Genomic DNA, 21995 nt, shown 5'->3' with positions numbered 1-21995 from the left:
CTATCTTAGCGGCATGAGACAAAGCTACTTCCTTCCCCTGCTCCTTATATCCTTCGTTTGCACCAGCGTCCGCGCCCAAATGGCTCCCCCCGCTGAAGACGCACGGTTGTACGACATTGCCAATGCTCCTTCCGCGGATCGACTAGAAGCGGACATTACAAAACTCGCTAATTTTGGCACCCGCCACACCCTGAGCGACACCACCAGCGATGTACGTGGCATCGGTGCCGCCCGCCGCTGGATTTTCAGCGAATTCGAAAAGATCAGTAAAGCGTGTGGCGGTTGCCTCGAAGTATTTTACCAACGCAACCTGGTGCCGGAAGGAGAAAGCCGACGCATCCCCACCGCTACCTGGGTGGTCAACGTCGTCGCCATCCAGCGCGGCACGGCGGACCCCAACCGCCTGGTGATGATGAGTGGCGACATTGACAGCCGCATCTCCGACCCGGTCAATTTCACCGATGACAGCCCCGGCGCTAACGACAATGCCTCCGGTATGGCCGGCGTCATCGAAGCCGCGCGTGTGCTCACAAAATACAAGTTCCCCGGCTCCATCGCCTACGTTGGCTTGAGTGGAGAAGAACAAGGCCTGTTCGGCGGCAAGGGCCTCGCTGCCTACGCCCTGGAAAAGGAATGGGAGCTGCTTGGCGTGCTAAACAATGACATGATTGGTAACATTACCGGTATTGACGGCGTGACGGACAACACCTCCTTCCGCATCTTTTCTGAGCCCTACTACCCAAAGAGTGCCAACGATGAACGGGAGAACACTTACCGCCGCTTCTTCGGCGGCGAAGTGGACGGCCCCAGCCGCCAACTCGCCCGCTACATTCACCGGGTAACGACACAATACACGACCAACCTGAACCCCATGATGATTTACCGCCTCGATCGCTTTGGTCGCGGTGGGCACCACCGCCCCTTCAACGACGCCGGTTTCCCCGGCATCCGCATCATGGAAACCCACGAAAACTATACCCAGCAGCATCAGGACATCCGGACCGAAGACGGCATTGAATACGGGGACAAACTGGAACACGTCAACTTTCCCTACGCCGCAAAGCTTACCGGCGTCAACGCCATCACCCTGGCCGGTCTGGCGGCTGCGCCGCCTCCCCCACCCCTGGTCATGATCGGCGGAACGGTAGAACCCAGCGCGCGCCTGCGCTGGGAGAAGCCGGTAACCAAAACGGAGATCGCCGGCTACTACGTCCACTACCGCCTAACCACCGAGGCACAATGGACGCACAAGCGCTTCGTGCCAGCCGATAAGCTCGATTACACCTTCACCAATATTGTGGTGGACAATTACTTCTTCGGCGTTTCGGCGGTGGGTAAGGATGGAAATGAGAGTGTGGTGGTGTTTCCCAGTACGTTGATTCCGAGGGGGACGCGGTAGGTTTGCTCCCAACTTATCGACGTAGTCTGACCTGATAAAGACAAAAAACTTTATCGGGATACGCCCTATATTACCAACCTCAACACACCTGAAATGAACTCTATTACGCGTTTTACACTATTGGTATGCCTGTTAATTTCCTCTTTGTCCTTAACGGGGCAATCGGTAGAGGGGATTGATTTTGAGGTGGGGGTACATGATCTTAACACCGACTTTCGCTTTGCCTATGACCCGGATCAAGTGCTTGAATCAGAAGATGGTGCTTTCATTCTTTATGATCGTTTTCTGAATGATTTTAGCGACAAATTATTTTACTTTGATGGAATTAACTGGGAGCGTATTTTACCGGACTTAGTTGGTCAAATCCAATTGATTCAGGCCTTTCAGAATGGAATAATCATCGAAGTAATTGACACCCAATACGAATATTGGCTCATTGATGAAGATAGTTTCTCAAAGACGTTATTATTTCAGTCAAGCCGAAGGTCTTTTTATGATCGAGTACCGTTTTTAAATAAATTAATCTTTAAAGACCGGGACAATCTTTACATAACGGATGGGACAACAGGTGGTACTCAATTGCTCTCCCCTGAATTAGAGGCATTCCAAGGCAGCAATTCGATTACGATGTTTACCGACAGCCTTTTCGTTTTCTTTGGTGAAGACAAAGTATACGTATCGGATGGAACAGCAAGTGGCACCAGGACCATATATGATGAAGTTTTTAGCCTCGACCAAAGCTACGGACTATACAATGTTGATAAAAAGGTAGTATTTAAAGATTGGAGTGAGCTTATCTCCTGTGACCTTTCGGGCATTTGCGATACGGTTCTGACGCCGTCTGAAAACGATGTATTCTTCTACCACGATCCGGTTCGCTTAGGAGAACAATTAATGCTGCCAATAAACAGCAATCAATTTGGGCTCGAATGGTGGAGAACTGATGGAACAGTGGAAGGCTCATACATGATCAGTGACCTGTTACCGGGAGATGAAAATGGCCTTCGCTCCTTACCGAACAGGGAGTATCCAGTTTTAGCGGACCAGCTGTATTTTTACGGTAGAACGGGAGATACCGATGGCATATTCGCAACCGATGGCACCCAGGATGGAATTACATTAATGGTTGATTTAGCCGAATTTCCAAACCGACGTGAATTTGCAACTGGATTCGACTTGCTTGGTTCGAGTGCTGATGGAAGCGAAGTCTACTTCCAAATCAGCCTGACGGATGAAGTCAAGCATGAGATATGGGGAATTGGCGGAAGTGCAGGCGCAACGCCCGTATTCATTAGCTCCTTACCAGGTTTTCCATCATCGGTTGACAATATCTCCTCCGGTATTGGAGGTGTTTACTTTTCTCAGACTAACTTCAATACACCACTGGAGCATGCCGTAGTCTACGGCTTGATTGATCCAAACGAACCAATTAATACTATCGATTCATTTGACTATGTTCCCGAATTCTGGTTAGAAGAAGCCGATAGATTATACTTTTTAGGCCGGCCAGTTGATGGAGCTAATGACGTTCCACTCCGATCATCAGGGCTGGATGGCACCTCGGCCAAGACATATCAGGGTATCTTCCCCATGTCTTCCTTCTTCACCATCGACAATGAGGTATATTTCATCAATGACGACTCCATCGTTAATGAATCAGTATACCACCTCAATGCCAGCGAAGATGCGCTCCAAAAAATAATTGATATTTTTCCTAATAATGATGGATCCAACTTCAGCTCGATAATTAAAGAAAACGACCTGTTCTATATACTTCAAAGTGGCAATATATTAGCCACGTCAGGAAACGATGATTTTACCACCATTTATTCCGGCGATTTAACTTTATTGGAAGCAATTGCAAAAACAGCTACTAAAACGCTCTTCTATGTTCTCGACGATGGTTTCATAATGACTGACGGGACGGTCCAGGGTACTACGAACGTTGGTCCTTTTACAGAATTCAGGACAGACAGGTCCGCCATTGTATCATTCAAAGATGATTTTTACTATACAACCAGTGAAATAATTAATGACCAGACGACCAAACAATCCTTGATTCGACTTGATGCCGGGACGGGTCTAACGGACACAGTGTTTTTCAGCAGCTTCGACGAACCCATTTATGAATCAGACTTACAAATAGCAGCCACCGAAGATCACCTGTTTTTCTCAGAATCATTCGAAAGGATGAACGGAGCAAATAAAAATTCCATTAAAGTTTATAACGCGACCAGTGTTACCGACTTACCCAATAATGAATTCGCCGGAATGTTTTTCGAGCGCTTTTTTGAGGGACAGCTTTACACCATTGACAACTCGCTAATCATTGAAAAATTTAATGGTGCTGCTTCCAGTATTCACCTGGTTGGCGAAGATCTTGGTTCCTCACAGTTAATTTGGGAAGGAGCGGCTGGCCTATATCCCAAATTCTCCTTCATAGCTGATGAAGCAATCTATGGACTACAATCAAGAAAGCTCGTGAAATCGGTTCCCGTTAACCTTTCAGAACCTGAAATAGTAATTCTATCCGAAAACGTTCACTACGGTCCCAGTAAGTTCAATGAAGAGCTGTTTGTATACATCACAAGGCAAACTGGTGAGGATTATCAAATTAAGGTGAGTAATGGGACGCCGAACAGCCCTTTTCAGGAAGAAGTGTTTCTGGACCAGAACATCCCCCAATGGACCCTACATAACGGAAGTATCGTCTTTCTAAAAAACGACAGCCTTTTCAGCTACAGCGTAGCATCAGACAGAACAACTTCCTACACCTTCCCGGAAAGCCATTTAGTCAATTTCAACTTGTTGCCGGAGCTTAACAACAGCATCTACTTTACTGCGGACAACATATTGCTTGGTAATGAAATCCATTATCTCGACTTCAATATTTTCCAATCCACCTCCGGCCTGACCTATCACGACGCCAACCAAAACAACCAACCGGACCCCGAAGAAGCCCTGCTAACTAACATTCCGGTCATCGCGCAAGGCGCCACCAGCCAAACCACTTTCTCCAATCAGGAAGGCCGTTTCTCTCATTTCCTTCGTCCTGAACAGTCCTATACAGTTTCGGTGCTAACTGACCCATGCTGGGAGCTTTCTACCACTCCGGAATCGTATGCCATCAATACAGTCCAGGATAGTATTTACAACCTGAACTTCGGTTTCCAACCAATTCAGGGAGCAGCAAGCATCCGCCCCCTACTATCCATGGCTCGTCCCCGCTGCGCCTTCACCATTCCCGCCTGGATCACGTTGTATAACGATGGCTGCAAGGACCTGGAGCACACCTTCGCCGAAATCACACTGCCGGAAGGCGTTACCCTCGTCAGTGCCGATTCACCACCAACCATTGTCGGTAATGCCCTCAGTTGGGAACCTGGAGCATTAGCCACGGGCGAATCACACGTCATTCACCTGGAACTAAAAATGCCCGGTGAGGAAGCCAATGGGGAGGAAATTACGATTAATCTCCACAGCTCCGGAATATACGATGCAGACATTTTCACTGAATCCAATTTCCTTTTCAGCCAGCCCCTATCCTGCGCCATCGACCCGAATGACAAGCAGGTTACGCCTTCCCGCGCTGACACTACCAATAGCAACTACACGCAAAACGACGAAACGCTGACCTACACCATCCGCTTCCAGAATACCGGAACGGATACGGCTTTCAACGTACGACTCGAAGACCAACTCTCCAACCAACTGGATCACCTGACATTTAAGCCAATCGCCGCCAGCCACGACTACCGCGCCAGTATGGATGAGAAAGGATTAGTTAAGGTTTTCTTTGACAACATCATGCTCCCGGACAGCAACACCAACCAAACCCTCAGCAACGGCTATTTTACTTTCGATGTAAATGCAAGGCCTGGACTGGAAGATTTCACCACCATTAACAATACCGTCGGTATTTTCTTCGATTTCAACCAACCCGTCATCACCAATACTGTCACCAGTACCATCGTCGAATTCATCGATGAGGACGAAGATGGGTTTCCTTTTTACGAGGAATGTGATGACAAGAATCCGGACATTCGTCCGGATGCAGTAGAGATACGTGGAAATGGCATAGATGAAAACTGCGACGGAAGTGACTTCCCGGTTAGTTCCATCAATCAGTTAAGTGGACAGCTCTCCGTCTTTCCCAACCCCGCCCACCAGCAACTAAGCCTCACCTTCTCCGATAACCGGGAACTGGTAGCACAACTCTATGACCTGTTGGGCAGGGAGCACACCAAAATAGTATTCAGGAACAGCGCCAGCCTATCTTTAGGCAAGCTACCGGCAGGCACCTACCTGCTAAAGGTATCGGATACCCAAAAAGGAGAAACGACCGTGCAGCGGGTGATTCGCAGGTAGCATAAAAAATAGTCGTCATCCCTGATTAGGATGACGACTATCTCTAAAAGCAAGTAGAGGCGTCTAAGGGCCGAAGGCCATTCTTAAAAACGCAGCCTCTACTTACCCATGCTCTGGAAGGCGTCCGCTTCAGCACCCGGAGGGATAACTCCTGCAGTAGCCCCACGCAGCTGATCGTACAGCAGAATGGAATTGTTAATGTTCATTTGGTTGAGCTCGCGGAAAAAGCGGGCAACAAAGCGGCGCAGTACGGTACGGTCTTCGGTCGGCAGATCCGTAAAGTTATCGATGAGGTCCATTACCGGACGGCGTTGTTCACGGAAGTGATCCGCAACCTCACGCATCACCTTATCGGGTTGTACGTAGCCCTGGTAAACGCGCTGATATATGCTCTGCTGGCCGATATCAGAAGAAGGGCTGGCGTATGGGGCGCCGACCCAACCGCTGAAGTCGAAGTCATAACCTACGGGGATCAGTTGATCGTCAGCAGCCTTATAAACCTTTATGTTACGCGCCAGCACCGTACTCCAGTCGCCGTTAGAAACCATGTACTGAATCAGCGCCTGGGTAGCTTCCGCTGTTGGGTTATAGAGGTGGGCGGGCTGACCAATGGCAGATTCCATCTCTTCTAGGTTAAGGCGTGCGGCGAGTTCGTCCGTTTCTTCGATGATGAAGCCATGCTCAACCCGATCAGGATGGTTACCATTGACATCGACGAAGGTGATGGTGAGTCGTTGAACGCGGAAGCTGACGTCGGTCAGCAGGTTGTAGGCACGGTAGGCGAGGAACTCTTTAAGGACCAGGTTTCCGGCCAGTGGATCAGCGGAGCAACTGGAGACCAGTTTGTACTTGTCGAAAGTTTCCAGGCCGGCAGCGCGGAGGTCTTTCTTCGAGAAATTCAGTTTCAGGGGAGGAAACTCGCAGCGTTGGCGGCGAAATTTTCCGCGAATGGCAACTTCAAGGTCCCAGGTGTTGGCCTCGCCGTTTACGTCGGTAAAAAATACCTTCGCAAGCTGGTCTCCATTGACTTTAGCCAGCAGGCTGTCGACGGGTAGTTCCAGGCGAAATTCCAGGGGTGCTTCGGTACCGGAGTATAGCCGGTCGAAGATAGACGTTGCGCTTGCCAATACAGGTAAGAACAACAGGATGAGGGAGGATAGTAGCCGGGGGAAGGTCATGGCTGAGATAATTTTTATTTGGTTCTGGGTCTTAGAATTTCTATCGGGGTATAAAGCAAAAATTCGGGGCGGGGCCGCAGGTACAAAAAGAGGTTTAAAAGCTGTGTTTGGAAAGGCAAAGTTCCGTCCTTTCTCTGGTTATTAATACCCGGAAATGAAAAATGGTTCCGACCACTGACGGAATTAATATTGGTTTTACATTAGCACTGTAGAAGGCTGCCAAATATTCCCCTATTAGTGCCTAAAAAAGGAAATCTTTGTTGGGCAATTGCATACTCCAACACTTAAACTTCTACCCGCAAAGGCTTTGGCGGAATGGCCCGGATGATCACCGCTGGAGGCCTTTTTTGAAAATAACCAAAACTTTAACATTTGCTATTTGCTACCTGGACACAATTCCTTCAATAAAGCCTTCCTTTTTCGTAGAAAACAGGGAGTACAACGGTGTCCAGGTCCCCGGCTTTTGGCCGGTCAAAAGGTACTTGCCTGCTGAGCATACTTTGCTTTCAACCATTTTTCTGCACCCGCGTCCGCGCCCAAATTGGAAGCCATCGTATATTCCCCTTCATGAAACAATACTGCTTCCTCCTTCTTCTACTCTACCCCTTTCTCCCTTCATCTGCCCAACCCCACGGGCACGGTCATGATCACCACAACGAGCGGGCCATTCATTTTCCCGATACGGATCAATATCTGACATTGGTGGCCGATCTGCACATGCATACTGTCTTCTCCGACGGCAGTGTCTGGCCGGATATTCGGGTCGAGGAAGCAGTTCGCGACAGCCTCGATGCGATCTCCCTTACGGAGCATCTTGAGTACCAGCCCCACGCTGAAGACCTCCCTCATCCCGACCGGAACCGGGCTCACGACATTGCCGCCGAACTGGCCCTTCCCCACGACCTGATGGTCCTTCGAGGAGCAGAGGTCACCCGCTCCATGCCCCCGGGGCACAGCAATGCTATTTTCATACAGGATGCCAATAAGCTCCTGATCGACGACCCCGTGGCCGCTTTCGAAGAAGCGAACCGCCAGGGCGCCTTTACCTTCTGGAACCACCCCAACTGGATCGCCCAACGGGAAGACGGCGTAGCCACCCTTACGGATATGCACCGGGACCTGATCCGGAGAAAACTATTACATGGTATTGAAGTAGTTAACGATCTTACCATCAGTAAGGAAGCCTTTCGAATCGCCTTGGACAATAACCTGACGGTGATGGGTACTTCTGATATTCACGGCCTCGTCGACTGGCAGTACGACCTCCATAAAGGAGGCCATCGCCCCGTTACCCTCGTGCTGGCAACAGAACGTACACCCGAGGCAATGAAAGCTGCGTTGATAGCCGGACGGACCGTAGCCTGGTTCGAAAATACGTTAGTGGGCCGGGAAGAAAATGTCCGGGCCGTAGTGGAGGCTTCTCTGAGGGTAACCTCCGCTGCTTATTTCGGAGCTTCCTCCGTCGTGGAAGTGACCATCCACAACGATTCAGATGCGGCCTACTTATTGGAAAACCTTAGTGGCTATTCCCTGCAAAGCGACCTGGGGCCAATCACCCTGTCTCCCAACGGTAGCACCTCCGTCAACGTAATGACCCTGAAACAGTTGGGAGATCTCTCGCTGAAGTTCCGGGTACTCAATGCAATGGTTGAACCAGAGAAAGCACTGGAAGTGACTTTGCAGATAAAACCAGAGTAGGCGCTGGCTACTGAGCCTATGGTGGAAATGGCAGCGCATTTCCCAACGGCTGCGGCCAAATTTAAACCAGGCGTTATCCCGAATTTTTGCTTCGAGCGTTCGGGGTGACGCCTGTGTCATGAGTGTTTCGACTAACCCATTACTTCCGCTCCAACTTCCCATAAGCCCACAAACAAAGAATCGCTCCCATCGTAGCAATCGCGATGGAGCGTAGGTTGAAGCCGGTTACCTCACCGATGCCGGTGAAATCACCCAGCCAGCCGCCGACGCACGCGCCGGCAATGCCGACCAGCATGGTGACGAACCAACCACCGGGATCGGGGCCTTTATGTAATTGTTTGGCAAAAAAGCCGGCCACCAGGCCGAGAAGAATCCAGGAGAACAAACCCATGAGGAGATATTTTTCCTAAAGGTGAGGACCTTCTTTGATTGGTGGCCAGCTTTTTCGATGAACGCCGTAAAAATATCGTTAGGCGAGTTTGCGATAGGCAAACAGGCAGATCACAGCACCTAATACGGCAACAATAATGGACCAAAGGTTGAAGCCGGTAGCAGCTCCCAGGCCTACCGCCCGAGTAATGAAACCGCCCACTACCGCACCAACGATGCCGATAAGAATGGTAACGATCCAGCCCCCGGGGTCTTTTCCTGGGTGAATGTATTTGGCAATGGCACCGGCCACGAGGCCGAGCAGAATCCAGGCAAGAATAGACATGTGTAGTGGTTTTTAGTGAAAAAATATATCATGAAAGCGTAGTCGAAACGGTAGTTGTTCGGTGCCTTCAGCGCATAAGATAAGTCCTTGCCCTCTTCCCTTGCGCATTTAGCAGCACCTTTGCACCTGCGACCCCGCCTTAGCATCTCGGCGGGTCCGCGCCTCACGCTGAAGGCCACAGCACAGCTAGAACTACCCCGTCCCTCATAACGTTGAAGTGCAGGACAAGGCCAACAAGACAATAACAGATCAAAGGACTAAACAAGCATGGGAGACATCATCGACTCTAAATTTTCTTCTTCGCACGCCCAGATTAAGCAAGCGCCCAAAAGCAACCGGCCAGAATTCGCGTTTATCGGCCGGTCCAACGTAGGAAAGAGCAGCCTGATCAACATGCTGTGTGCCCGCAAGGAACTGGCCCGCACCTCGGGCACCCCCGGAAAAACCCAGCTGATCAATTATTTCATGATCAACGAGGCCTGGTACCTCACCGACTTGCCGGGCTATGGTTACGCCAAGCGGAGTAAAAAAACCCGTGCAAAATGGGAGACCCGGACGGAAGACTACTTCCTCAACCGGGCGCAATTGCATTGCGCCTTCGTTTTGGTGGATTCTAATGTGCCGCCACAGGAGATCGACCTGGAATTCATCAACTGGCTCGGGGAATTCGGGGTCCCGTTCGTTATCGTATTTACCAAGACCGATCGTAAAAAAAGCCGGGATGGCGGCAGCGTTGAAGCCTTCAAAACCAAATTGCTCGAAACGTGGGAAGAACTTCCGCCCATCTTCATCACCAGTGCCGTAAAAGGTGACGGCCGGCAGGAGATCATCGACTTTATTGAGGGCGCACTAAATGACATCCCCTGGCCTTTCAATCAGGTGAATAGTTAAAGGGATGCCGTTAGGGCTGCAAATTTCACTGCCAGCGGCGTACCTTCCCCTTTCCTTATTATTATGCCACACTTGTGGTCAGGTTTATAAATTCTGGTAAATTAGATGTTGTGGGAGTGCCTCCAGGCACGAAGGTCTCTTCATCGAACCGGGGCATGAAGGCTCCTCCGCCCAATAGACCAACAGTACCAATAGACCAATAAAGTAACTAAGTCTTTCCTTCAGATCAAACGTATGTCAATCAAAAAATCCGACATAGCCGTGACCGCAGCGGCCTCCTTTCAGCATGAAGGGAAACTTTATGACCACATTGCCCCCGAGGTGGCAGACTGGGGGATTTTTAAATTACATGATGATCGGGAGAACTTCGTCAAGGAACTGGAAGAGACCAGCTATAGTCGATTGTTGGAAGAACACGGTGGCAACCTCAATGAGCTGCTGAGCAAAACGCTCTTTAGCGAACAGCTGCGCACCAAAGAAGAGCCCTGGAAAGTTGACCCTCCCAAAGAACGTCAATACTGGAAAAAGCTGGCCAAGATGCTGGCGACCCGCTCACTGGACGAAGACGAGGTAACCACAGCAGACAAGGCCGCCCGTAACATCCTGGGCAAGGTGGTACACCGTTACGCCGATGAGATTGTGGGCCATTTTAAGATTCCTACCTTCAAATTCGCCCGGAGATTCCTGACCTTTTTCTTTGGTCGTTTACTCAATGCGGCAGATGGGCGCAGCTTCCGTAGTCTTTTTAGCAAAAGGATCCAGTTGGAGGAGCGGCTGCTCGTTCGTGGGTACATTGAAGAGGTAAGGGAGCTGAGTCAGCGGGGAACGGTCGTCTTCGTCCCCACCCACTTTAGCAACCTCGACAGCATCCTGATCGGCTACGCCATGGACAAGGTGGCTGGCCTCCCGGCCGTCTCCTTCGGCGCGGGGCTTAACCTCTATAATACCGGGTACACGGCTTACTTCATGAACCGCCTCGGAGCATACCGTGTCGATCGGCGTAAGCGTAACCCCATTTACATGACAACGCTGAAAACAATGAGCAGGCTCATTATCCAACACGGCGTTCCCTGTCTTTTCTTCCCCGGCGGAACGCGCTCGCGCAGCGGCACGCTGGAGACTAAACTAAAGCTCGGGTTGCTCGGTACCGCCGTCGAAGCCCAGCGCCACAACTACCAGGCAGGCAAAGACGACAAAATCTTCATCGTTCCCGTCATCCTCAGCTACCCCTTCGTTCTTGAAGCACAATTCCTGATCGAGCAACACCTGATCAAGGAAGGTCAGGAGCGTTATATAAAGGCAAAGGACAGCTTTCATAGTCTGCGGTCGATCCTCAAGTTTATTTGGGGTGTATTCAGCAAGGGTAACAAAATCACCATCTCGCTGGGCCGACCAATGGACGTACTTGGTAACCGCGTGGAAGCTGACGGCAAAAGCTACAGTAAGAACGGCAGCCGGGTACGTACGCGGGACTACTTCCGCGACCAGTTTGGTCAGATCAATAAAGACTACCAACGAGAAAGTGAGTATACGCGCATGCTTGGCAACCACATCGTAAAAAGGTACCATGCTGATGGCATCGTTTTACCAAGCCACGTCGTTAGCCACGCTGCATTCGCCATGTTAGAGAAGACCTTTCCGGCCAACGACCTGTACGCTTTACTTCGCCTGCCCGCAGAAGATTTTTACTTTGACCTCGCAGGCCTCTACTCCGTAGTTGGGCAGTTGCGGGACCGGTTACTGCTGATGGCAAATGAAGATGGAGCCAAGCTCGATCCTGTCTTGTACGAAAGCCCGGAAGAGATTGTCCGCTCAGGCATCGAAGCCCTTGGAAACTTCCACATCGACAAACCTTTACGGTTCGACAAAGAAGACCGGATCGTATCCGACAGCTTCGCAATGCTCCATTATTATCACAACCGGCTGAGTACCTTTTATCTCAAACGACACATCAATTGGCCGGTAAAGCTGGTACGTGATGAACGCGTCGAGGATGCCTTCTTTCAGCATCTGGAGGCGGATGATTTTACGGATTAAGATTCAGTTCTTAGCGTCCGGCATTTAGGATTTAGGGGGCAGTAATCAGTATTTACAGATCAATACCATCAAAAATGGTCTGTTAATGGCTTCGACAAGCTCATCCACCGTCTGCTGTAATAATGACCGTCGTGTTTCACCCGACGCGCTCTCCAGCTTGAAATCGCCCGATCTCTGAGTTTGTAGAGTCAGTCATGATGGCAGTATGCCCTGAACCCTGAATACTGAACCCTAAAACTGAGTACTGAACCCTAAATACTGAGTGCTGATTACTTCAGCACCCCCGCTCCTTCCCGCAGCAGTTCCGGCTCATCTCCAGTACAAAGAATGACCGTACTGGCCACATTACCGCCTACTCCCCCATCGATCACGGCGTCAACTAATTTATTGTACTTTTCGTAGATGTCGTGTGGATCGGTGTAATATTCGGTCAACTCGTCTTCGGACTTGACCGAGGCCGTGAGGATTGGTCGGCCCAGGCCGCGTACCAGGGCATCGACGATGTTATTGTCGATGATGCGGACACCAATGGTTTCCTTCCGGTTCTTAAGAACTTTTGGTGTCTTGTTATTACTGTTCAGTATGAAGGTGAACGGACCGGGCAGGTTGTGTTTCATCACCCGAAAGACGTCGTTATTAATGGTTTTAGAATATTCAGTTACCTGGCTGATGTCCTGGCAGATAAAACTGAACATGGCCTTGGCGGGATCGAGACCACGAATGCGGGCTACGCGTTCAACGGCGTTTTTATTGGTGATGTCACATCCGATGCCATAAATGGTGTCGGTGGGGTAAATAATGACGCCGCCGTCTTCCAGAATATCGACCATTTGCTGAATGAGCCGGCCTTGAGGGTTATCGGCGTTAATGGATACGAGCATAGGCTAAATGGTTTGGTTATGAAAAAATAGGCGTACCAAAGGGTAACACCTTTAGGTTGTTTTCTGAGGTCAATATAGGTGTTGTGGGGGAGTTTGCAAGAGGGAATTTTGAATGGCGCGCGGACGCAGGTGCGAGGGGTCGTCAAAGGAGCAGTGCCACGGGGTCCGGCTTCTGTTATAAGCAACATCTGTAAGTATCGGAAGCCTGACCTCTAACTTTGGGGCCGTATGGACTCACCCCGTCGTTGAGGACGTCTTTGTTCGAAGTACTGTAAAGCGCACTTAGCTGACCTCCACCACCAATCCTTCCACTTCGTACTCCTCATCCACCTCTTCCAGGTAAACGCCGCCGATGGCAGCTTTCAGGGCCCGGACCGTAGCTGGTACCGTAGACCGGGGCAACTCCAGCCGCACCACCGCCGTTTCGCCGAAATCCTGCTCCGCCATTTCCAGGCCCAGTTGGCTGAGGGCCGACATGACCGGGCTCATTAGTTCGTAGCCGAAACGCAGTACGACGGATTTCACCATTGGCTGCAGGGTACTCTCTCCGGCTTCGATGGCCAGGCGAGCAGCTTCCCGGTAAGCGTTAATTAAGCCCGAAGCCCCCAGTTTCGTACCTCCCCAATACCTGCTAACAACGATCACCACATCACTCCAGCCAGCTTTATCGATCTGCCCCATAATGGGTTTGCCTGCTGTGCCCGACGGTTCGCCGTCGTCGTTGGCGCGCCAGCGGTCTTCACCGGGGCCAAGCCGGTAGGCGTAGCAGTGGTGGTTGCACTTGAAGTGAAGCTTCGCCTGTTCCTCCACCACCAGCAGCGCTTCCTCTTCCGAGCGAACGTGCCGCAGAGCGGCAACAAACTTGCTCCCACGATCACGGAATTCGCCTTCGCTGGCGCGGGCGGGGATGGAGTAGAAGTCTGGAGAGTCTGACATGCGCACAAAGGTAGTGAGTTGGCGAGTTAGCGGGTCACTGAGTTGCGACTTATCTCGCTACGCTTTGCTACGTTGAGCAGGCTTAGTGCAGCGGCAAGTCAGCAACTCTGCGACTAGCGAAATCACCAATTCGCATTATCAGCCTTGATGTAAGCATTCAATTCTTTATAGTCGAGCTTACCGTTCACACTTTTAAGGTATTCGCTGATCTGCACAGCTTTTTTCACGCGGGTGTCGGCGCCCTTGGGCTTAGCAATTTGGTAGATCAATCCTCTTTGTTTCCCTGGGGTTAACAGATGAAAAACGCGATAGGCATCCTCGTCCATGGTCCATAATTCCGAGAGTTCTTCGGGCAGGGGCATGCCGTATTCACTGTCATCGGGAAAAATCTGTAGGGTTACGGGGACTTCCGGTTCGAGGTTGAATTGCTTGCAGATCTCCTGGTTGATCAACAGGAAAAAATCTCCGTTGCCGTCGGGCATGAAGGCCCGGTAAATCCGGCCTTCACCGTTAATGCTGAAAATTACCCGGGAAGCATTTTTCTCCCTTTGCATCAATTCCTGAACGTCCGCAGCCTTCACCAGAAAAACGTTATAGTATACCCCGGCGTAGGCTTCGAGGTCTTGCTGTACGGAGGTAAGGGTGGTTTGCACTTCGATCATTTAGCATTCATTTAGCGATCAAACCTGGATTTAAGACGACGTTTCCGCATCCGATCTTCGTGCCCCTCCGCGCCGTATCGGATGCCGAAAGGCAACAATACGATGTTGCGCAGTATTTCCCACCAGGGTTTGGTTTTCTTATTCTTTCGAAATTCTCGCATAGTATTTTTTTGGCGGGGACGCAGGATGCAAGATAAGGTTTGAAAAGCAGTGGAAGCCTCCGAATTTTTCATTAAGCTCTCTGATACTCGACTTACGAGCGGCTCGGTCGTCCAACGAATTCTTTTGGCCTGGCGAAGCCGGACGAAAATTTGTCGGACGGCTAATAACCAACCAAACGATAAGTTAGGATAAGTTGCAGGTGTTGCAGGAGTGGCTGCGCTCCCGTTGCGGGGGTTACACCTCTGCTACTCCTGCAACCCTTGCATCCTAGGGTGTCCAGTCTGATAGTAATCCTCCCCTACGTTTTTTAGTCTCACAATGCTTCTACACGATGAGAATACTCCGTCTACCTGGCATCCCGTCATCCCTGCCTGCCGGCGGCCTACTTTTAATGGGAAAAGTAGCAAAACCCTTTGGCTGTGGCACTGGCCTATCCGGCACCAGCCGCTTACACGACTTGTTCGTCAACATTGAAGCGATGTCTCCGGCGGAGTACCGCAATGGCGGGGAAGGACTACACATCGAGTACAGTTCCTTAGAATCTGTCTTTGGCACCTTGTTCGTCGCCGCTACCAGGAAGGGAATTTGCCAACTGGCGTTTGTGGAGGAAGAGGCAATTATTGGATGGGAGAGTTCGCAAAAGTTGCAGTAACTGCAGGAGCGCGACGCTCAGATTGCAGAGGCTGAATTTCCGGCAGCGTAGAATACAATCCCCCCAAAGTCCTTAGTGTATTCCCTACTGCCTAAGTGCCTTAGTGGTTGTCTCTATGACGAGTATTCTCCCATTCCATTATTCACTAATTCACTCCTTAAGCCCCTGCAAAGCCAGCTCTATCGCACGGTCCAATTGAGGGTCGCGGCCATTTTCCCGGTCGGCGGAAGTATTATCGATCCGGACATCGGGCGTAACGCCGGTTTTCTCCAGGTTATCCCCGTCGAGGGTGTAGCAACCCCAGCTCGGAAGCCGGTAAAAAGAGCCATCAACCAGGCCTTTGCCCGAGGTGAAGATGATCCAGCGGTACGTAGGCGTTCCGACGATGGTGCCCAAACCGAGCTCCTTGAAACCTGCAGCCGTCATTTCTGCATCGCTCAGGCTCTTCTGGTTGATGAGCAGGATGATTGGCTTGGTTTTGGGTGTGAAATTGGGCTGCCGCGCGAGCTTACCATCCCTGAACTGCCAGTTAAGGTAATGCCGCTGGCTAAGAAATTGCAGTACCGCATCGTGCACGTTTCCGCCGGTATTCCAGCGTAAGTCGAGGATGAGGGCATCACGCTGGTAGCCTTCTGAGACCATCTCATTCATGAAATTGTCGAGTTCTCCACCGCTCATGTTCTTCATGTGCACGTAAGCGACCTTCTTGCCCGACTGCTCATCTACCCGCTGCTGGCAAGCATCCACCCAGCCGTCGTAACGGTTGGTGCGTTCGCTTGAGTAATTCTTTGGGTGCAGCCAAACGTCGTGTTCCTTGCCCGCCCGGTCTACGGTCAGCTTAACGGCGCCGTCGATACTCGGCCGGGTGAGGTAAGACTCCCGGTTTTGACCGGCAGCGACCCGTTCTCCGTCAATGGCAACGATGCGATCGCCAGATTTGAGATCGGTGTCTTTGCGATCGGCAGGGCCGTCGGCCAACACCGCTTCGATCTCATACGGGGCATCGTTGTTGAAGGTGAGGCCAAGGGCCAGGGTTTCTGAACTTTGCTTGGTTTTTTCCTCCTTACCACTGGAACGGAACCCGGAGTGTGAAGTATTCAATTCCCCCAGCAGGTCATTGGTCATTCGGCGGAGATCCGCCCGGTTCGTGACGTAGGGCAGGAAAGCGGCGTAGCGGTCGCGCATGGCCGGCCAGTCAACGCCGTGGAAGTCACCGTTATAGAAGTTTTCCTCCAGGTTCGCCCAGGTTTCGTAGTACATCTGCTCAAACTCAGGCTGCATGGCACGCCGGAAGGTATGCTTCACTTCAATGGGAGAAAACTTATCCTGGCTCAGGTTGATTTCCTGGACTTTGCCTGCCCCAACGAGGTAGTATTTCCCCTTCACTTCCACCAGGTCCGTGGCATTGCCGACGCCCTTGCCCTTGATTTGTTCCGTTTTCGTGTTTTCAAAGGGTTCGTACACCGTTTTGTACAATCCTCCGGTCCCTTCGTGATTAGAGCCATAAAGCACTATGGTCTGGTCCCCCTTGGCCACTACATAAGCACCGCTTTGGGATCCGAAAGAAGGTCCTACGCGCTCCATCCTTTCCATGATGTTGGCGAAGTCGATCTCTACGACCACGGAGTCTTTTTTATCTTTTTTCTTATCCTCTTCAGCGAAAAGTTCTTCGAATTTTTCGGCCCGAAAAGGGCGATCGTATTCCTGCAGGGGCAGGCGGTACAGGTTAACGTCTCCCCCACCCCGCGGGTAACGAGGCTGATGGCGGGCAGAAGTGAAGTAGATGTATTTACCATCCGGGCTCCACACCGGCTCAGTTTCCGTAACTCCCGTATTTGTCAGGTTGATCAGACGATCGTTCTCCTTAGTGTCTACCAAAAAGATATCTTCTTCGAAGTCAATAAATCCGGTAAACATCAGGTAACGATCGTCGGGTGACCAGCGGGGAAGAGCACCCCGAAACCAAACTTCTTGCTTTGCTGCCGTTCGGACGGAAAAATCACTGAGATCCATGATCCGAACTTCATCGCGGCCACTTAAGTAGGCCACCTGGCTGGTGTCATGGCTCATTTCCAGGTTACGGTTATTTCTGGTATTAGTGGTTCGGCGAATGGGCTCTCCGGAACCGTCTGCGGCAATCGTCCAGAGGTTTTGGTAGCCTTGGTGCGTCTGGTTGAAGAGGAGGGTTTTACCGTCCTTCAACCACTTAACCTCCAGTACCCGCTCCGGCCCGGTTTGGATTTGCCGGATGAACTTCCCTTCGATATCGGAGACGAATAGCTCCCCACGGGAAACGATGGCCAGTTTCTTACCGTCGCGGGCTACGTCGAAGTAACTGACGTTGCCGTCGGTACTGAAGTCTTCGGTCTTCGCCAGGCCGGCAAAGGCGTTGAGCGTAACCGGAACGCGGGAAGTTTTGCCGGAGGCGACGTTCAAGGTTTCCAGTTGATAGTCTCGGATGTACACGATGGTGGAACCATCGGCACTGATGGCCGGGTTAAAAACGGAGGTTTTGTGCTTGGTCAGGCGTTTAGTCTTACCATCCGCACTCAGGGTGTATAAATTGTATTCGCCGTTGTCTCGATCTGAGACGAAATACATCTTCCCGTTTTTATCGATCAATGGCCACATGTCTTTTCCTTCCCAGTTGGTTAGTACATCAACGGACTTTGCACTGGTGTTCCAGCGTTTAATCTCGGGATTAAAGGGGCCTTTGTAGCCTTTACGGTTGGTGGACCTGCTGCTTTCTCCACTCTCGTTGAAGAGGAAGCTGTTGGATCCGGGGATGGGCGCTACGTTGTGAAAGGTGTTAAAGTAATGGTTCACCAACTGCTTGGGGGTGCCGCCGGAGGCGGCGATGGTGAAGGTGGTTCCACCGTTGTAACGGGCGGAAGTAAAGTATATCTCCTTACTATCCCAGCTCCAGGTAGTCACTTCATCATCAGACTGATGAAAGGTCAGTTGCCGAATGTTGCCACCGGCCAACGGCATCACGTAGACATCGCTATTTCCATATTGAGTGGAAGTAAAGGCAAGCATTTTACCGTCGGGAGAAACCCTGGGGTGACTTTCTGCACCATCCAGGGCGGTGAGCCGGCTGGCGCCGCCGCCGGTGGTGGCCACGTGCCACAGGTCGCCACTGTAGGCGAATACGATGGTTTTGCCGTCGGGCGTTAGGGCCGGATCGTCTGGGAAATAAAGGGGCGATTGGGCGGTTAGGAATAGCGGAAAAAGAAAGGAGAGGAAAAAGGGGAGTTTCATACTATGGCTTTTTGGTCAGGGGAAGATAGGGCAGGTGGTTATCTTGACACCCAAAATGTTGACCTGAATTCCGTTTTTATGCGGAGATGGCTGTAGGCTGCTTCTTTTTGGAGTTTGGCTATAAACGCTTTTGGGGCGGGGCCGCAGGTGCATAGTAAGGGGCAAAGGAGCCGGGAGAGATACTCTTTTTTCGGTACTCTTACCGGTTGCCAGTCCTTGATGCCGTCCTGTTCTGAGGCCTTCAGGCCAGGAAACAGCCTGAAGGCTTTAAACTTTCACGGCCTGAAGGCCGGGCAACGAAAACCGGACTTGCATTTATGCCTTTCACGAATTAACTTTGCATCTCAAAGCACTTTATGTCAAAGTCAATTGCCAATCCGATTAACGACCTGCGCGAGATCCGCTCCCTGATGGAGCGATCACGTTATTTTATGGGCCTGAGTGGCCTGTCTGGCGTGGGTGCAGGATTGTTTGCCCTGGCGGGATGTGCGCTCGTAGTGGCCTACCAGTGGGCTGCCGGTCATGAGTTGATTTTCATCAGCAAGACGCTGGGGATGACCGACCACCCTTGGGGTATCTCCCCTTTTCCCTTTTTAGTTCTGACCGCCGGAGGAGTTTTCCTCGGTGCCGTCAGCTGCGGCTATTTCTTTACCGTCCGCCGGGCGAAAAGCCTTGGTCAGGAACTCTTGCACAAAAAGACTTATCAGCTGGCCTGGCACCTCCTGTTTCCCCTGGCGGTAGGCGGAGTTTTTTGTCTGGCGCTTATTTACCACGAACACGGCGGTTTCATCGGCCCCGCTACGCTGATCTTTTACGGCTTGAGCCTGCTCAACGGCAGCGGCTATGCCCGTGAAGAACTCAGCTACCTGGGTTATCTGGAGATTACCCTGGGTCTAATCGCTTGTTTTTTCATCGGATACGGATTGCACTTCTGGGCTATTGGCTTCGGGGTGCTGCACATTGCCTACGGCATTTGGATGTACCGCAAATACGACCTCAAATGAAAAATGCTCCCACCATTACCAAAGTCTCCATTGGCGGTCTCAATAAATTGTTCAACCACCGCAGCCGGATGGGCATCATGGCCATCCTGATGGTCAACGACTGGGCCGACTTCGTCGCCCTGCGCGATGCCCTAAAGCTCACTGACGGCAGCCTGGCCAGTCACCTGAAAGCACTGGTCAAGGAAAAGCAGATCGAAGTAGAAAAGAAGTTTATTGACGACAAACCGAGGACCAGTTACCGGGCTACGCCCCAAGGGCGCAAGGCGTTCGAGGCACACCTTTTAGAGCTGGAGGACTTTATTAAGCTTATTGATAATTAGGAGTCAGGAGAAAAATTAAATTTTGTCGTATCTCCAAATTAAAGTCAGTTTATTTCGGCCCATGCATGAAAACTTTGAAAAACAAAGAACTTTACTATGATAAAAAATAAATATCTACCGGTCTATGTAATCATTCTGCTCATGCTGTGCGCCTTTCTACTTCCAATCGTGGCAAGTTGGTGGTTCACACTTAGCGACATCACCTGATGAAGTCAAAGCCTTTCCAGGTTAACAGGGTTGAGCTATCTCGGCCAAGCCAACGGCCTATAGCTATTATCCACGAACGAAGTGAGCTTTCCCATATGGCAGCCAATCGCTTATCACCTATCAAATATTCCCTCCCCATGAATACCTCCCAAAAATCCACCCTCGCCGCCCTGGTCCTGGGTTTGACCTACGCCTTCCTTTTTTACCACGGCGAGATCGGCTTAAACGTATTACTCTTCGACGCACTTTTGATCGGGCTGGCCCTACGGGTTCGTCCGGAACTGGGTAAACACCCTTCCTTCATCTGGGCGGTGGGCGGCTTACTGTTTTCGGCGGGCAGCGTCGTCATCGTCCACGGGCAGGTGAGCATTTGGGCGCATCACCTGACGTACTTTTTGGTGTTGGGTTTCGCCCAGTCCCGCGAGCTGCGCTTTGTTTGGTTTGCCTTATTGTTGGGCGTGGGTTCGCTGTTCGAAGCTCCCCTGCGCCAGTGGCGCAGGTGGAAGACCATCCGACGACAGCAAGACATACACAGCAGCCCGGTAGCCTTGCCCTGGCTGAAACAGGCGGTCATTCCCTCCCTGGTCCTGGTTCCATTTGTACTACTGTACGTAGCTGCCAACGATCAGTTTGCCTATGGCCTGAACGTTTTCCTGTCTTACCTCAGCAATTTCTCCATCAATACGAATGTCTGGTGGTCCTTGCTACTAATCCTATTCGGGGGGGTGCTGGCGCTTGGTTTTTTCTATCCCCGTATTGATGTTTCGCGGCTGGTGAAGCAACAACTTGGCTTTCAGGACAAGCTCGTTCGCCAAAGGCCTGAACGGACGCAGCTCCCCCGCCCTGCCACGCAACTTTCCCTGCACCCGCGGCCGCGCCAAAAAACGCTCGCCCTGAAAACCGAGTACCGACAGGCCGTCCTCACCTTCGGTTTGCTCAATTTATTGCTGGCTGCCGTCAATGCCACCGACCTACACTACGTCTGGCTAAACCCCGGGAAGCTTTCTGCCGCCACCCTTAGCCAATATGTTCATCAAGGCACGTGGAACCTCATGCTGTCCATTGGCCTAGCTATGCTGGTCGTACTCTACTATTTCCGTGGCAACCTGAATTTCCTGCAAGACAGTCCTTACCTGGCTCCCTTAGCCAAGCTTTGGATGATCCAAAACGGTATTCTCGCCCTTTCCGTCGGGATCCGTAACTGGCACTACATCGATGCCTACGGACTGGCCCTCGGCCGGGTCCAGATCGCTTTCGTCCTCCTCCTCATTCTTTTCGGATTGTTTACCCTCTTCCGCAAAATCCGTGACCGGCTCACCCTCACCTACCTCCTGCAAACCAACGGGATGGCCGCCTGGCTCTGCCTGCTCCTTTTTGCTGCTATCAACTGGTCCTGTGTGGTTACCCGCTACAATCTCTCGGCGCAGACCGCCGATGAAGTTGACTGGAATTACTTGGTTTATGAACTGCCTCCAGACAATGCTTTTTTGCTGCATGATTACCCCGGTGGAAAGGACCTGATGGAACACAAAAGGCTAAGTAACCAGCAAGCCATTACCGATTGGCGTTCGTGGAATTATGCGGACTGGCGTAATGCTGAGTAAAGGACAAAAGGCCTTGCTAC

General features: G+C 51.3%; 17 protein-coding genes. 9 read left to right on the top strand and 8 right to left on the bottom strand.

The window, feature by feature from the left end; all coding sequences use genetic code 11:
* Positions 1 to 13 precede the first annotated feature (13 nt).
* Positions 14 to 1399, top strand: a complete 1386-nt coding sequence (locus tag B036_RS0124185) for a M28 family metallopeptidase (RefSeq protein ID WP_044103726.1) — start codon at positions 14 to 16, stop codon at positions 1397 to 1399.
* 93 nt (positions 1400 to 1492) lie between these two features.
* A complete protein-coding gene (locus B036_RS0124180) occupies positions 1493 to 5767 on the top strand; it encodes a DUF7619 domain-containing protein (RefSeq protein ID WP_020571322.1) in 4275 nt (1424 codons plus the stop codon).
* A gap of 98 nt (positions 5768 to 5865) precedes the next feature.
* On the opposite strand, the gene B036_RS0124175 is transcribed toward B036_RS0124180, so the two are convergent.
* Complete coding sequence (locus B036_RS0124175; protein ID WP_026232309.1) at positions 5866 to 6945, bottom strand: hypothetical protein; 1080 nt, start codon at positions 6943 to 6945, stop codon at positions 5866 to 5868.
* A 567-nt stretch (positions 6946 to 7512) separates the two neighbouring features.
* On the opposite strand from B036_RS0124175, the gene B036_RS30870 reads away from it, so the two are divergent.
* Entirely contained in the window at positions 7513 to 8643 is a 1131-nt protein-coding gene (locus B036_RS30870; RefSeq protein ID WP_044103723.1) for an Sb-PDE family phosphodiesterase, read from the top strand.
* Positions 8644 to 8782: 139 nt separating this feature from the next.
* On the opposite strand, the gene B036_RS0124155 is transcribed toward B036_RS30870, so the two are convergent.
* On the bottom strand, positions 8783 to 9034 hold the full coding sequence (locus B036_RS0124155; RefSeq protein ID WP_020571318.1) for a GlsB/YeaQ/YmgE family stress response membrane protein: 252 nt from the start codon (positions 9032 to 9034) through the stop codon (positions 8783 to 8785).
* Between the two features lie 78 nt (positions 9035 to 9112).
* On the bottom strand, positions 9113 to 9358 hold the full coding sequence (locus B036_RS0124150; RefSeq protein ID WP_020571317.1) for a GlsB/YeaQ/YmgE family stress response membrane protein: 246 nt from the start codon (positions 9356 to 9358) through the stop codon (positions 9113 to 9115).
* Between the two features lie 267 nt (positions 9359 to 9625).
* Between B036_RS0124150 and yihA the strand changes: the two genes are divergently transcribed.
* Entirely contained in the window at positions 9626 to 10249 is a 624-nt protein-coding gene (gene yihA / locus B036_RS0124145; RefSeq protein WP_020571316.1) for a ribosome biogenesis GTP-binding protein YihA/YsxC, read from the top strand.
* A 234-nt stretch (positions 10250 to 10483) separates the two neighbouring features.
* On the top strand, positions 10484 to 12286 hold the full coding sequence (locus B036_RS0124140) for a 1-acyl-sn-glycerol-3-phosphate acyltransferase (RefSeq protein ID WP_020571315.1): 1803 nt from the start codon (positions 10484 to 10486) through the stop codon (positions 12284 to 12286).
* Between the two features lie 269 nt (positions 12287 to 12555).
* On the opposite strand, the gene B036_RS0124135 is transcribed toward B036_RS0124140, so the two are convergent.
* From B036_RS0124135 to B036_RS0124120, 4 genes are all read right to left on the bottom strand, one after another.
* A complete protein-coding gene (locus B036_RS0124135; protein WP_020571314.1) occupies positions 12556 to 13167 on the bottom strand; it encodes an L-threonylcarbamoyladenylate synthase in 612 nt (203 codons plus the stop codon).
* A gap of 282 nt (positions 13168 to 13449) precedes the next feature.
* The gene (locus B036_RS0124130) at positions 13450 to 14103 is read right to left on the bottom strand and encodes an IMPACT family protein (RefSeq protein WP_020571313.1); all 654 of its coding nucleotides are present in this window, start codon (positions 14101 to 14103) and stop codon (positions 13450 to 13452) included.
* A 122-nt stretch (positions 14104 to 14225) separates the two neighbouring features.
* Entirely contained in the window at positions 14226 to 14765 is a 540-nt protein-coding gene (locus B036_RS30865; RefSeq protein WP_020571312.1) for a YdeI/OmpD-associated family protein, read from the bottom strand.
* Positions 14766 to 14776: 11 nt separating this feature from the next.
* Positions 14777 to 14926 carry a hypothetical protein gene (locus B036_RS0124120; RefSeq protein ID WP_157472373.1) on the bottom strand — a complete coding sequence of 50 codons (150 nt, stop codon included), beginning with the start codon at positions 14924 to 14926 and terminating at the stop codon, positions 14777 to 14779.
* A 332-nt stretch (positions 14927 to 15258) separates the two neighbouring features.
* On the opposite strand from B036_RS0124120, the gene B036_RS0124115 reads away from it, so the two are divergent.
* The gene (locus B036_RS0124115) at positions 15259 to 15579 is read left to right on the top strand and encodes a hypothetical protein (RefSeq protein ID WP_020571311.1); all 321 of its coding nucleotides are present in this window, start codon (positions 15259 to 15261) and stop codon (positions 15577 to 15579) included.
* A gap of 150 nt (positions 15580 to 15729) precedes the next feature.
* Here the strand turns inward: B036_RS0124115 and B036_RS0124110 are convergent, their stop codons facing one another.
* Entirely contained in the window at positions 15730 to 18840 is a 3111-nt protein-coding gene (locus tag B036_RS0124110) for a S41 family peptidase (RefSeq protein WP_020571310.1), read from the bottom strand.
* A gap of 356 nt (positions 18841 to 19196) precedes the next feature.
* On the opposite strand from B036_RS0124110, the gene B036_RS0124105 reads away from it, so the two are divergent.
* From B036_RS0124105 to B036_RS0124095, 3 genes are all read left to right on the top strand, one after another.
* A complete protein-coding gene (locus B036_RS0124105; RefSeq protein WP_020571309.1) occupies positions 19197 to 19844 on the top strand; it encodes a hypothetical protein in 648 nt (215 codons plus the stop codon).
* Positions 19841 to 20164, top strand: coding sequence for a winged helix-turn-helix domain-containing protein (locus B036_RS0124100; protein ID WP_020571308.1), 324 nt, complete (start codon positions 19841 to 19843; stop codon positions 20162 to 20164). Before B036_RS0124105 ends, B036_RS0124100 begins: the two co-directional genes overlap by 4 nt.
* Positions 20165 to 20508: 344 nt before the next feature.
* Positions 20509 to 21975 carry a DUF4153 domain-containing protein gene (locus B036_RS0124095; protein WP_020571307.1) on the top strand — a complete coding sequence of 489 codons (1467 nt, stop codon included), beginning with the start codon at positions 20509 to 20511 and terminating at the stop codon, positions 21973 to 21975.
* The last annotated feature ends 20 nt before the right edge of the window (positions 21976 to 21995 follow it).

The organism is Neolewinella persica DSM 23188 (assembly GCF_000373105.1).
Taxonomy (GTDB): domain Bacteria; phylum Bacteroidota; class Bacteroidia; order Chitinophagales; family Saprospiraceae; genus Neolewinella; species Neolewinella persica.
This window is presented reverse-complemented; position numbering and strand designations above follow the sequence as displayed.